Annotated in this window: 9 protein-coding genes; 6 read left to right on the top strand and 3 right to left on the bottom strand. The window is 42.5% G+C overall.

All coding sequences use genetic code 11. From position 1 onward, the window contains the following. Positions 1–22: 22 nt before the first annotated feature. Positions 23–2,296, bottom strand: coding sequence for a family 20 glycosylhydrolase (locus R2Q66_RS10740; protein ID WP_316748695.1), 2,274 nt, complete (start codon positions 2,294–2,296; stop codon positions 23–25). Positions 2,297–2,435: 139 nt separating this feature from the next. Between R2Q66_RS10740 and R2Q66_RS10735 the strand changes: the two genes are divergently transcribed. Beyond that, entirely contained in the window at positions 2,436–3,992 is a 1,557-nt protein-coding gene (locus R2Q66_RS10735; RefSeq protein WP_316748693.1) for a sulfatase, read from the top strand. Positions 3,993–4,025: 33 nt separating this feature from the next. After that, the gene (locus tag R2Q66_RS10730; protein ID WP_316748692.1) at positions 4,026–5,810 is read left to right on the top strand and encodes an SGNH/GDSL hydrolase family protein; all 1,785 of its coding nucleotides are present in this window, start codon (positions 4,026–4,028) and stop codon (positions 5,808–5,810) included. A 12-nt stretch (positions 5,811–5,822) separates the two neighbouring features. Here R2Q66_RS10730 and R2Q66_RS10725 read toward each other — a convergent pair whose 3' ends face one another. Further along, complete coding sequence (locus tag R2Q66_RS10725; protein WP_316748690.1) at positions 5,823–6,026, bottom strand: hypothetical protein; 204 nt, start codon at positions 6,024–6,026, stop codon at positions 5,823–5,825. Positions 6,027–6,201: 175 nt separating this feature from the next. Between R2Q66_RS10725 and R2Q66_RS10720 the strand changes: the two genes are divergently transcribed. Next, positions 6,202–7,374 carry an MFS transporter gene (locus R2Q66_RS10720; RefSeq protein WP_316748688.1) on the top strand — a complete coding sequence of 391 codons (1,173 nt, stop codon included), beginning with the start codon at positions 6,202–6,204 and terminating at the stop codon, positions 7,372–7,374. Positions 7,375–7,474: 100 nt separating this feature from the next. On the opposite strand, the gene efp is transcribed toward R2Q66_RS10720, so the two are convergent. Beyond that, positions 7,475–8,035, bottom strand: a complete 561-nt coding sequence (gene efp, locus R2Q66_RS10715; protein WP_316748686.1) for an elongation factor P — start codon at positions 8,033–8,035, stop codon at positions 7,475–7,477. A 293-nt stretch (positions 8,036–8,328) separates the two neighbouring features. Here efp and R2Q66_RS10710 point away from each other — a divergent pair, with 293 nt between their 5' ends. The 3 genes from R2Q66_RS10710 (at position 8,329) to R2Q66_RS10700 (ending at position 14,097) form a co-directional block, all read left to right on the top strand. Then, positions 8,329–8,940: an RNA polymerase sigma-70 factor gene (locus R2Q66_RS10710; RefSeq protein ID WP_316748684.1), complete on the top strand. Its 612-nt coding sequence runs from the start codon at positions 8,329–8,331 to the stop codon at positions 8,938–8,940. Positions 8,941–9,045: 105 nt separating this feature from the next. Then, on the top strand, positions 9,046–10,245 hold the full coding sequence (locus R2Q66_RS10705; RefSeq protein WP_316748682.1) for a FecR domain-containing protein: 1,200 nt from the start codon (positions 9,046–9,048) through the stop codon (positions 10,243–10,245). Between the two features lie 291 nt (positions 10,246–10,536). Continuing rightward, the gene (locus tag R2Q66_RS10700) at positions 10,537–14,097 is read left to right on the top strand and encodes a SusC/RagA family TonB-linked outer membrane protein (protein WP_316748680.1); all 3,561 of its coding nucleotides are present in this window, start codon (positions 10,537–10,539) and stop codon (positions 14,095–14,097) included.

Genomic DNA, 14,097 nt, shown 5'->3' with positions numbered 1-14,097 from the left:
GTTTTGTTATAACTATTGAAGCTTATTCATGAACAAAATCAGCCGCTTTAACTTCCTTGCGCTGACCATCAGGGCCAACATAGTCTAAAGAAAGAGTATAGCCACCTCCACCTTCAATAAACAATAATTTGAAAGGATGGTAACCTTTACCTAAAGCAATCTGTGCCGACTTTTCAATTGCACTATGTAAACCATCATTATCAACCAGTAATTTGTTGTTCAGGTATAGGTTACTGCCATCATCAGCGCGTAGATAAAAGGTATATACACCTTGTGCCGGGGCATAGAAATAACCTTCATGTTTAGTCCCAAAAGTAGGAGCCTGATCCTCCACCGGAATTTCAATTGCCTTAGTGATTGCCGCTGACTTCTTATCCGTTTCTGTAATCTGAGTGACCGTTTTATAGGACTTAGGATAATAAGAAAACTTCAATCCTTTCTCAATTTTATTCAAGGATACACCTTTCAGGTAGGCTTGTTGGTCGTAGTCTATGGTGTAAACTTCACCCATTTTACCATCCGGACGGAAAGCTGCAATTTTCACCTGTGTAGGTTTGTTGATCAGCAACTGACCGTTGTAGAGCGTAGCATTTACCGTCGGTTTCGTACCATCGGTAGTATAACGTAAAACTGAAGTACTTAATGGATTGATCATTTTCAATACCGTTTGGTCCACAAACACACTTTTCGGAGAAAAGCCAGTCAGGTCCGGCTGACGGTAATTAATTTTCATTGCATCCAATAAAGGATAATGTGCATTCATTCTTTTTTCAAACTCCGTCCAGTTTTTATCCGCATTGCTCCAGGCTACTTCAGCAAGCGCCTGCATTCTTGGGAAAACCATGTATTCTAAACGTGCTTCCGATGGGATGTATTCCGTCCAGATACCTGCCTGTACACCCAATACTAATTTCTCTTCTGCTTTCGTTAAGTTGTAATTGTAAGGATCGAAGCTGTATACTTTTTTCAAAGTACCGCCATCTTGCTGGGCATCAAAATAACAGAATTCACCAGGCATCATGATCATATCCAGGCCTTTTTCTGCGGCATGTTTTGGAGCTTTTGGCATCCATGCTCTCCAGTACATCATTGTCGCAGTAGGAGATACCCCACCTTCCAGGATCTCATCCCAGCCGATCATCTTTTTACCTTTGCTATTGAAAAAACGCTCCATACGGTGCACAAAATAACTTTGCAACTCATCTACGCTTTTTAAGTTTTCGCGTTTCATGACTTCCTTACATTCCTCAGATTTCTTCCAGCTGTCTTTTTCCACTTCATCTGCTCCTAAATGGACATATTTACTTGGGAACAGCGCAAAAATCTCTGAAAATACATTCTCCGCAAATTCAAAAGTAGTTTCTTTACATGGACATAAAGGCTCGGAAAAGGTTTTTCCCTGCTGACTAATCCCTGAAGCTGTTAACCAGGGCATCAGTTTCGTAGCAGCCATCATATGACCCGGCATGTCTATTTCAGGAATCATTTCTACCCCTTTTGAAGTCGCATAGCGAATCAATCCGCGCATTTCTTCCTGGGTATAAAAACCGCCATACATACGTTCGCCATCAATCGTTTTGAAATGTTTCTCAGGTAGGGCATAATCAGGATTGTCAACTGCCAGCTTTAAACAGGCTGAATCCTGACCGTTTAATTTTCTCCAGGCACCTTTGGAAGTCAGCTCAGGGTATTTTTTAATCTCGATACGCCAGCCCTGATCATCCGTTAGGTGGATATGGAATTTGTTAAATTTATATAAGACCATGCGGTCGATGAAAGTCCTTAAATAAGCCATATCGAAGAAATGGCGGGACACATCCAGGTGGATACCGCGCCAGGCAAATTTCGGCGCATCCGCAACTTTAACCGCTGGAACCACATAAGAAGCTGTGCCAGCCTTTAATGCCGGAGTACCAATTAATTGTTTCAAGGTCGATATTGCCCAGAATGCACCTTCCGGATTCGCAGCCAGAATCGTGATCTGACTCGGCTCTACCAATAGTTTATATCCTTCAGCAGTAGTAATCGAAGGATCTTTCTTGATCAGGATGAAATTAGGTTGCTTAGTCGTCGTTTTTAAGCTCTTTGTAATCAACTGAAGTTCTTTCACTGCATCTGTAAAACCGGCTCCTGCGGCATTACGGATTACCGTGTTTTTGTACCAGTTGAATTGTCCGGGCATAGTTTCCATTTGCGCAGGCTTAGGGATAATCGGGTAACTAGTTTCCTGTGACATCACACTGAAAGCAGTGCTCAGAGAGAAGAAAGATACTAGTAAAAATCGTTTTAGGTTCATTTAAATAGGGGTTGTGTGTTTTTCAAATTAACTAAAAATATCTGAGGACTTCGCTATAACTAAGAGATCAGCGAGGGTATTTCTGCTATTTATTGTGCGAAAAGCTTTTTTTATTAAAAGAACCCGCTATTTTTAGAATATGAAAGTTAGTCCCTCGAAGCTGTACCATTTTCTCTTAAACTTTTCCTTGATTTTAATAGGTACTACCAGTAGTATTTATGCGCAGAAGAAGCCAAATATTATCGTGTTTCTGGTAGATGATATGGGCTGGCAAGATACCTCTTTGCCTTTCTGGACCGAAAAAACGCCATTGAATGCGCGTTACCATACGCCAAATATGGAAAGATTAGCAAAGGACGGTGTTAAATTTACGAACGCCTATGCCACACCGGTATGTACACCAACCAGAGTGAGTATGATGACCGGAATGAATGCCGCACACCACAAAGTGACCAACTGGACTTCCCCGCAATATCAGGTTTCTTCGGACAATGCTGATGAACAATTTGCACCTGCCAGCTGGAATTATGCGGGTTTGAGCCCTAAAGCGGGCATTCCAAATACCATCCATGCGACCCCTTATCCGCAACTACTAAAAGATGCAGGTTATTTTACGATTCATGTAGGCAAGGCACATTGGGCATCTGTAGGTACGCCGGGCGTAAGCCCATACAATCTTGGTTTTATCGGGAATATTGCCGGTCATGCTGCCGGACATCCTCAAAGTTATTTTGCGCAGGACTATTATGGCAACAAACCCGGGAAAAACACCATGCAATCCGTTCCGGATCTGGAAGAATATTATGAATCCGATACTTTTTTAACGGAAGCGCTAACCCTGGAAGCCCTGAAGACACTGGAGGCCCCCATAAAAAATAAACAGCCATTCTATTTAAATCTGGCGCATTATGCAGTTCATGTTCCACTACAAGCTGATTCCCGTTTCTATCAGAAGTACCTTGATCAAGGCCTCGACCCACAGGAAGCAAAATATGCCTCCTTATTAGAAGGAATGGATAAGAGTCTTGGGGATGTGATGGACTATTTAAAAGCGAAAAAAGTAGATCAAAATACCATCATTATTTTTATGAGTGATAATGGTGGGCTGAGTCTCACGCCACCAAGAGGCGGAATCGCACATACACAAAACCTTCCTTTAAAGGCTGGTAAAGGTTCTGTACATGAAGGTGGTATCCGGGAACCCATGATTGTGAAGTGGCCTGGCGTAGTAAAGCCGGGAAGTACCGCAAATCAATATGTGATCATTGAAGATTTCTTTCCCACGATTTTGGAAATGGCAGGTATCAGGAATTACAAGACTATTCAGGAATTGGATGGACAAAGTATGCTGCCTGTTTTAAAACAACCAAATTATGTCAATAATGACCGCAGTTTAATTTGGCACACGCCGAATAAATGGATTCCGAATGATGGACCCGGCATCAATTATAAATCGGCCATCAGGAAAGGAAACTGGAAGTTAATTTACAATATGCGCGATGGTACTAAGGAACTGTATGACCTGAAAGCTGATATTGGAGAGCTTGAAAATAAAGCCGCAGAAAACCCGGAAAAGTTAAAGGAATTGTCGGGCTTGCTGGCTGCTCAGTTGAAGAAATGGAATTCGCCAATGCCCATTGTTAAAAGTACCGGTAAACCGGTAGCTATGCCAGACCAGACTACTAGTATGCAATAACCCCAAACGACACACCTAAACCTTAATAAATACATGAACAAGCTTACTTCAACCATGGTCTTTATCATGGCCTTTATCTTTTGCCAATTCGCCATTGCGCAGGAGAAGAAAACATTCAAGTCCTGGAATCCTGCCAAAGACAGCCTTAACGTAATCCATGGCAGAGGTTGGGCAAATGGATACAAAGGCGACTATGACCGTTTACCTTCCGGCGCAGCGCAAAAGGTACGCAAAGCCGTATGGAATCTCGCAGAAAATAGCGCAGGACTGAACCTGAGATTCAAATCCGATGCCACAGAAATTGTGGTAAAACTTACCGTATCCGGATCTCATGCCATGCCACATATGCCTGCAACAGGCGTTAGCGGAGTAGACCTGTATGTGAAAGATGTGGATGGAAAATGGCTTTGGTGTGCCGGTAAATTTGATTTTGGGGATACAATTACTTATCGCTTCCTTAATATTTCCGGAAAAGCCAGTCAGCTAAAGGACCGTGAATATCGTTTATACCTACCATTATACAATACCGTGAAATGGATGGAGATCGCAGTTCCAAAGGAGGCCAGCTTTAGCAGGATTCCTGTAAAGCAGCAGGAGAAACCAATCGTAGTTTACGGCACTTCTATCGCTCAGGGGGCTTGTGCCACCAGACCTGGTTTGGCCTGGACTTCCATTGTTGGCAGAAAACTGGACAGGTCAATGGTGAACCTTGGCTTTTCAGGAAACGGGAAACTGGAGCCGGAAGTCCTGGACTACATCACACAGATTGATGCAAAATTGTACATCTTAGACTGTTTGCCTAATCTGATTTCCGCTGATATGACCAACGGATCTCTTCGCAAAAAAATAGCTGATGCGGTAGCTCAGATTCAGGCAAAAAGACCCGGAACACCTATTTTATTAACCGAACATGATGGGTTTTCGGAGGCTGAAATGCAACCAATCCGGAAAAAAGAACAGGCAACCATTAACAAAGTGCTTCGGGATGCTGTAGACTCGCTTAAAAAAGCGGGTACTAAAAATTTATACCTGCTTTCTCAGCAAGCTATCGGTCAGGATATTGAAAGCATGGTAGATGGAGTTCATCCAAATGATATCGGAATGATGAATTACGCCAGGGCTTATGAAAAGAAGATCAAAGAGATTTTTAACGAAAAAGAAGGGCCTCTTTCAACTACTATTCCTGTAAGCCAAAGGAGAGATGCGGCTTCTTACGACTGGGATACAAGACACAACCAGGTGCTGGATTATGCAGCCGTACATCAGCCGAAATTGGTTTTTATTGGAAATTCAATCACCCATTACTGGGGCGGACAACCCCTTGATCCGAGAGCGAATGGCAAGGATTCCTGGACGAAATACTTCGGGGATAAAAACGCAATGAACATGGGTTTCGGATGGGATCGTATTGAAAATGTGCTCTGGCGCGTTTACCATGGCGAACTGGATGGTTTTACGCCACAACAAATTGTCCTGATGATTGGAACCAATAACCTTGAAATCAATACAGATGAAGAAATTGTACAAGGGTTAAAGCTGCTGGTTTCAGCAATCAGAGAGCGACAACCTCAATCAAAGTTGTTGGTCGTTGGGATTTTGCCCCGAAAAGGTCTGGAAGCAAGAATTGTAAAATTGAACAAAGAAATGGCTAAGATTGGTCAGGGAAAAGGTTTGAAGTATCAGGATGCAGGAGCGGTTTTACTAAATAAACAACAGCTGATTGATGAATCGCTGTTTTCTGATGGTCTACATCCAAATGAGGCCGGATATGAGAAAATAGGGAAATTCCTGGCCAGCAGATTACAAATGACAAATTAGATTTCGATGGATTTAATTCTTTTCAATTAAATTGCCGATTTTTTGAGCTTCATCATGATCGATCAGGCCAAAACTCGTCCAGACTGTACCCAGTTCATTGGTTTCCGGAAAAAGACGACCAACCTCATGACCGCTTTCAATAACCTTGAAGCTCCCATCATGTAGTGGCTGAATAGTTAATATTCGGCCACTAAGATCTATATTATATGGTTCCATGGTGAATTGTTTTATAAATTGATTAACAAGGAACTACCGTCCTTGTTTTGATTTACCTTTAAACAGAAGCTGTTGATAACGGGGATATCATGACGATTTTTCCTATATCTGGCAGGTTTTCGGTTAAATATTGCAATATATTGCAAACTAATGCGGAATTACCTTACTTTGTATCATGATAGCAGGACTACAAAAAACATTAAAAGCGCAAAACGCGACTAAATTCATCTTTCTGGTTTGCGGCCTGGGTATTTCCAGCTGGGCACCTATGGTGCCTTATGCAAAAGAAAGACTCGGCCTGAACGACGCCAATCTGGGCTTGTTACTCCTGCTTTTAGGAGGGGGCGCCATTGCGATGATGCCCATTAGCGGGATCTTGTCCCATCGTTACGGCAGTCGGGTGGTAATCTTAGGCGCAGCATTGCTGATGGCTCTGGTGTTACCATTGCTTATGCTCACCAATACCCCGGTTCAAATGGGAATTGCACTGTTTATTTTTGGTGCGGCAGTAGGAGCGGTCGATGTGGCGATGAACACGCAAGGGGTACAGGTAGAAAACCTCGCTGAAAAGCCAATTATGTCTTCCCTACACGGTTTATTTAGTGTTGGGGGATTGTTAGGTTCCTTAGGTTTAGGTTTCCTGATGCGACTTGGCTTGGCTCCGGAGACCGCCGCAATTACCATTGCCATTTTACTGATCATTATTGTCTCTTTAAACTATAAATTCCTGCTGGACAATCCCACTGAAAAGGCCGCTATTCAGAGATTCTCTGCAGTAGACGCCACGCAGAAAAAAGTCTCCTGGTTTACCGGAAGTATCCTTTTTCTGGGGCTAATGTGTTTCGCCGTTTTTTTATCAGAAGGTGCCATGTTAGACTGGAGTGCTTTGTTTCTTAAAGAAAGCCGTGGAATTACGGAAGAGTTTTCTGGAATCGGCTATGCTGCCTTCTCCATTGCGATGGCTTTTATGCGCTTAACCGGAGATAAATTAGTCTCTAAGTTTGATGGGAAAACGGTAGTGGTCACCGGAAGTTTAGTTGCCGGACTGGGAATCTTGCTTGCCGTAGCTACACCATGGATCGGTACCACAATCCTTGGCTTCGTGCTACTAGGTTTGGGCGCAGCCAATATTGTTCCCGTGTTTATCTCTGAAGGAGGGAAACTGAAAGGGATACCAGCAACAGTGGCAATTCCTGTAATTACTACGATCGGTTATGCCGGACAATTAGCCGGACCGGCGATATTGGGCTTCATTGCGTATTCCTTTTCGTTACCTATTGCGTTTGGTTTTACCGCTATATTATTGTTTATCGTATCCATCTCTTACGGCCTGAGAAAGTCGAAATAAACACCAGCAAATTCAAAAAACACCAATATCTCCGAAAAATATGCTCACAAAAAAGGCGGCTTAAAGAAATTTAAGCCGCCTTTTTCAGAAATGAAATTCCTTATTTCACACGCTCCACATATTCACCTGTGCGTGTATCTACTTTTAATTTATCACCTTCGTTAACAAACAATGGCACTTTTAATTCGATACCATTTTCTGTAGTCACCATTTTCTGTGCACCTGAAGAAGTGTCACCTTTAACTGCTGGTTCTGCATAAGTAACCAAAAGTTCTACGAAATTAGGAGCCTGAGCCATGATTGGTTCTTCACTTTCGAAAGAAACAATAACGTTCATTCCTTCTTTAAGGAACCTTGCAGATTCACCGAATAATTCTTTAGCAACGCTGAACTGCTCAAAAGAAACATTGTCCATTACTACAAAATAATCACCTTCTTCATATAAATATTGGTAGTCACTAGTCTCTACACGGCAAATTTCTACTTGCTCATCAGTTCCTAAGCGGGCTTCCACAATTTTTCCTGTTTTAATGTTGCGAAATTTACCTAAGTAAAACGCTCCACCTTTACCTGGGGTACGGTGTAAGATTTCAATAACCGTTACCAGTTCGTTGTTAAAACGTAAAATATTTCCTACTTTAATTTCAGATGCCTTTGCCATATAAATGTAATTGTAAATTTTGTGCTCAAATATATGTGCTTTTTTGGTTATTTATACTTTTGGAAGATAAGAAATTGCGTTTTCTCCGGATGATCCTCCAATAAAAAAAATCGGAAAGACTACAGCTACCCTCAGGAATAGAGGCTAAGGCCCTGGCTTTAATGGGTTAAGGGGGTGTTTTAGTGGGCGGTAAACAGGAGCCTTATCAAAGCTCATAATCATAAGGGTAAACATAATAACCCGGGTTTAACCCGTTAATCTGGAATTATTTTTTTATTATTGGCTTCTTTATAATGGGGGGAAAGCATAGGATTATCGAATTGGCACCGCTTTTAAGCGAAGGCGAACTGCTGCATTTAGTTGCAGCGGGGGACGAACGTGCCTTCAATTCTTTGTTCGAAATGCACCAGCAACTGATTTTCAACATCGCCCATAAACTCACCCAATCCCGTTCAAAAGCTAAAGAAATCGTACAAGATGTGTTTTTAAAAGTCTGGATGAAAAGGCTCGACTTAAAAGACGTAGAGAATTTTGGTGCCTACCTCAACCGGATCGCCAGAAATCAAAGTATTGATGTGCTCAGGAAGATTGCCAGAGAAGCCCTGCGAAACGTAGAGCTTAAAGAAACAGAAATGGAAACCGGTGTGCGCAATACCGAAGATACCATTCAATACCATGAGACGGCAAAACTCCTGCAACAGGCAGTGGAAAGCCTCTCCCCACAACAACAAAAAGTTTACCGGCTATGTCAGGAGCAAGGATTAAAATATGAAGAAGCGGCAAAAGAACTGGGAATAACTGAAGGCACGGTTCATACCCATATGAAACTAGCTTTGAAAAACATCAGAGTGTATTTGAAAAACCTCGATGCCATGTTGTTAATGATCCTTTTACTGCACAAATAGCCGCAGGTTAAAATATTGTTAAAATAAATTTATGTTTCAACTACCCCGAACCCTAAGTTCGGATCGTCAAGCTATTGAGACGTTCAGAAAGCGTTATATAAAAGGATGGCTATAAAATCACAATTTCCTCAATTATTCAAAGGCTACATTTCTGGTTCACTGACTCCAGAGGAGCAGCAAGCCTTTTATAGGATGGCCGATCAGGAAGTGTTCCAGGAAGAACTTAGTAAATTGGTCGATGAGGAAATGAATGCAGGTAGAAACCAAACTTATATCCTTGAACCCTCAGAAAAGCAAGAAATACTACACTATATTTTCCAGACTGCGGAAAATACAGGAAATGCTCCGGCAAGGCCTGAATATCCATTAAGCGCTGGTTATCCGGTATGGAAAAAAATCGCCATTGCGGCTTCCTTATTTTTTACGCTCGGCACAGGAATATACTTTTATTCCCGTCATTCAGTAGACCAGCAACAGCTGGTTTACCTGAAACACATGAAACCTGGTGAAAATTCAGCAACCTTAACTTTAGGCGATGGCAGCAGGATCAGATTAAACGATGCTGGCCAGGGACAACTGGCAGAGCAGGCCGGTGTAACCATCATAAAATCCGAAAACGGAGCGCTGACCTATAAAACCAGTCCTAAAGCCGGAAAGCGCATGATGAACACCTTGTCTACCTCCAGAGGGGAACAATTTAAAGTGATCCTTCCTGATGGGACGAATGTTTGGTTAAATGCGGCTTCCTCGATCCGCTATCCTACAACTTTTGCCGATGCGAAATCCAGAAAAGTGAGCTTAAAAGGGGAAGCATATTTTGAAGTAACCAAAGATAAATCCCATCCTTTTGTGGTAGAAACCAATCTTCAGGAAGTAGAAGTTCTGGGTACACATTTCAACATCAGCAGTTACCCGGAAGAAGCGCTGGTTAAAACAACCTTGTTGGAAGGCCTCGTAAAAGTGACTCCTTCAACTACAAAAAGAGCTGAATTGCTAAAGCCGGGTTATCAGGCACAAGTAGGCGCAAATGGCGTAAATATTAAAGCAGTAAACACCGAAACTGCGGTAGACTGGATCAATGGCAAATTTATCTTCGAGAATGAAACCCTGGCTTCCATCCTGACAAAAATCTCCCGCTGGTATAACATTTCTATTGAATACCAAAATGAATCATTAAAACAAGTAACCTTTACGGGAACCCTTTCCAGATACGATCAGGTGGATAAAGTACTGTCCAAACTGGAACATACCGAGGAGGTAAAGTTTAAAGTATCCGAAGGAAAAATCACCGTAAGTCCTAAATAACTTAATAAGTAACTGAATAAGAATCAGCCCGCCACACCATAAACCCAAACCTAACAGACCATGATCAGAGATTTCTACCCACCAACTTAGCAAAGATCCTGGAGGCCATAAAAAAGCCGGAAGGTGCTCGTAACACCATCCGGCAAATGTTTAAGCCAACCAGCCCGATAAATCGGGATAAAATAGAGCTGTCCATTCCTGAATCAACTTAAACCCTGCTAAAGTATGAAATTCTATGCTTTTAACCTAGGTGTGTCCCACCTTAGGCGAGCTCACAAATTATTTTTGATAATGAAACTCATCATCATATTAATGACTGGCTTATTACTCCAGGCGCATGCCAGTACATTTGCGCAAACGGTTAGTTACACTAAGAAGAACGCTTCCATCAAGGAAGTATTTCAACAGATCACCAAACAAACCGGGTACGAAGTCCTGTATGCAGATCAAAAGATCAACAATACAAAGAGACTAGATGTAAACTTCCGGAACACGGGATTAAAGTCGGTTTTAGAGCAATGTCTCAACGGTTTATCGCTTACTTATGTGATCGATGACAAGACCATTGTGATTAAGCCGGAAGAGAAATCTATCCTCGACAAACTGGTCAGTGCCATCAATCCGAACGCCGCCAGAATAACCCTGAGGGGTAAGGTAACCGATGAAACCGGAGGAGCTTTACCAGGCGCCACAATCATCGTTGTAGGGACTTCAAATCGTGTGCTTTCCAATGGAGAAGGTTTATTCCAGCTGCAAAATGTTGCAGAGGATGCTAAAATTAAGGTCTCTTACCTGGGTTATGATCCTCAGACACTCAACGTAAAAAAGGAAATGGGAACCATCAGCATGAAGCCGGTTACTAATAGTTTAAAAGAAGTTGGCGTAATTTCTACCGGTTATCAGCAGATCGACAGATCTAAAATGACTGGTGCAACGGCAACCATCAAAGCCAGAGACCTGACCATTAACGGAACCATGAGCCTGGAGCAAATGCTGCAGGGTAAACTTCCGGGTGTAGAGGTAGTCAACAACTCCGGACAAGTCGGAACCCGCCAAACGGTTCGGGTAAGGGGAACTTCAACATTGCTGGGTAGCCAGGAGCCGGTATGGGTAGTAGATGGGATGATCCAGGAAGATCCATTGCCATTTAAAGCTTCGGAACTGAATAATTTTAACAAAGACCCTTCCAATGCGGATGCCTTAAAGAATTTTATCGGCAGTGCCATATCCTGGTTAAATCCTTACGATATAGAAGATATTACCGTATTGAAAGATGCGGCTTCAACGGCAATTTATGGCGTAAAAGCAGCCAATGGGGTGATTGTCATCAATACGAAAAGAGGAAAAGCGGGACGAGCACCTTCGATCAGCTACAACACCAGTTTCTCCACGCAATCTGCGCCAAACTATGATAAGATGAACCTGATGAACTCTAAAGAACGTGTAGATGTTTCCAGAGAAATCTATCAGAGAGGATTAGTTTCTACCTATGGACTGGACGATATTGGCTATGCGGGTTTGTTAAAGCAATACTTGCTGAACAAACTTTCCTTCAATGATTTTAATGCCGGTGCAAAAAAACTGGAAACCAACAATACCAATTGGTTCGACCTCCTTTATGAGAGGCCATTGAGTCAGAACCACAATGTGAGTTTAAGTGGCGGTGGCAATGAAAGCACCTATTACAGTTCCCTGGGCTATAACAACCAACGTGGAACGGCGAAGGGAAATAAGATGGATAGTTATATGGCTACCTTCAATTTTACCAGTAATGTGACCAAAAAGTTCTCCGTAAATGGACGTTTATCAGGTAACTACACCAAGACAACCGCTTATTTTGGTCTTGATCCCTACCGTTACGCCAGTACCACCAGCAGGGCGATTCCAGCTTATGAGGAAGATGGTAGCTTGTCGTATTACCGACATACCAATGGATACCTGTACAATATCCTGAACGAAATGGAGCATTCCGGAAATGATAATGTCAAGTCAAATTTCAATACCGCCATTATTTTAAAATATGAACTTCCGGCAGGTTTTCGTTTGGAATCTTCGTTCGGCGCTGGTTTTACCAGTACACATGCAGAATCTTATGCTTCAGAACTGACCAATAGAATCAGTAAGCTGAGGAAATATGAGTATGGGCAATATGGACCAATTACCAATGAATACAAGCAATCCATGTTGCCGGTAGGCGGGGAGTTGGCACAGGCTGATGACCGGAATATCAATTATACCTGGAGAAATGCACTGACCTATGGGCAGGTCTTTAATAAAAAACATACGGTTTCTGGAATGTTGGGAATGGAAATGAGAAGTAACGCATATAAAGGTACCAGCAGCACCATTTTTGGTTATTTACCTGATCGTGGAAAAGCCATCATTACGCCTTCTGCAACTGTGCTTAGTACGGGAGAAGTAGCAATTGCCAACGGAATTTTTGCCAATAACTATACCTTTGGGATCACAGATCGTACGGCGAATTACCTATCCTATTATTTAACCGGTGCCTATACTTATGACAACAGGTATGTTTTTAGTGGAAGCATCAGGGGAGATGCCTCTAACCGCTTCGGACAGGACACCCGCGAACGCTTCAATCCAATCTGGGCATTGGGTGGCAGGTGGAATGTGAGTCGTGAACATTTCTTTGACCGAAATACCTGGCTTTCTGAGTTGAGTTTCAGAGGTAGTTATGGATACCAGGGCAATGTAGCCGAAAACTATGGGCCAGACCTGATCGCGAAACTTCCGGTTGGTGGCGGAGCCCAGGTCGTTAGTCCGTATACTGGCGAGTCGATTCTTAAGATCAGCTCCCTGCCTTACGCAGATTTAAGATGGGAAAAAACACAATCGGTAAACCTTGGAATGGACTTCAGTGTGTTTCAAAACAGGATCACCGGTAGTTTCGATTATTACAACAAAAACAGTAAAGACCTGATTGTGTTGAAGGATGTGCCATTCGAAAACGGTGTGACTCAAATGCCAATGAATGGTGGTTCTGTACGCAATTATGGATTTGAATTGTCCTTGAGTTTTATCCCGCTTCGTACTAAAACAGCTTTCTGGACGGTCTCAGTTAACAGTTCTAAAAATATCAATAAAGTAACGAACAGACTCCTGCCTAATCCAACCTGGAACAATGCAATTTCCGGTGGTTATTTTGTAGAAGGATTCCCGGTATCTTCTTTCTGGGTATGGGATTTTAAAGGACTGAATCCTCTTACCGGAACGCCATTGTATAACATACCGACTGCTGCTGAGGATATCAATGCCAAATTTGATGCCGTAAAATTTTTGAAATATGCAGGGAAACTCAATGCCGATTTTACCGGCGGTTTCAATACTTCTTTCCGTTATAGACAGGTCTGTATTTCGGCTAATTTATACGCTTCTTTAGGCGGACATAAATTATTGGCTCCTTTATTTGACGATGAGATAAGAGATAATGCACCAAGCGAATACATGAACTTATCAAAAGATCTGGTCAACAGGTGGCAGACACCGGGAGATGAAGCTTTTACCAACATTCCTTCTATACCCTTTCACGGAGTGCCTAATGTGACGATTCCTACTTCAACAACCCTGGTATCTCCTTATACGCTCTATAATTTCAGCACAGCGAGATTGGTCAACGCTTCCTACCTGCGCATCAATAATGTCAGCGTATCTTATATCCTGCCACCACAATTTGTAAAAAGGATTATGAGTAAAAGTATGACCATCGGCTATACCGTAAGCAACCTGCACACCTTTGTGAGCAAAGATTTTAAAGGAGTAGATCCTGAAGTGGCATCCGGCGGACAACCATTGCCGCAAGCACATGTATTAAACTTGTCTGTAACCTTTTAA

It is taken from the genome of Pedobacter gandavensis (assembly GCF_032677645.1).
GTDB classification, from domain to species: domain Bacteria; phylum Bacteroidota; class Bacteroidia; order Sphingobacteriales; family Sphingobacteriaceae; genus Pedobacter; species Pedobacter gandavensis_A.
The sequence above is the reverse complement of the archived record's forward strand: the minus strand, read 5'-3'. Positions and strand labels throughout refer to the sequence as shown.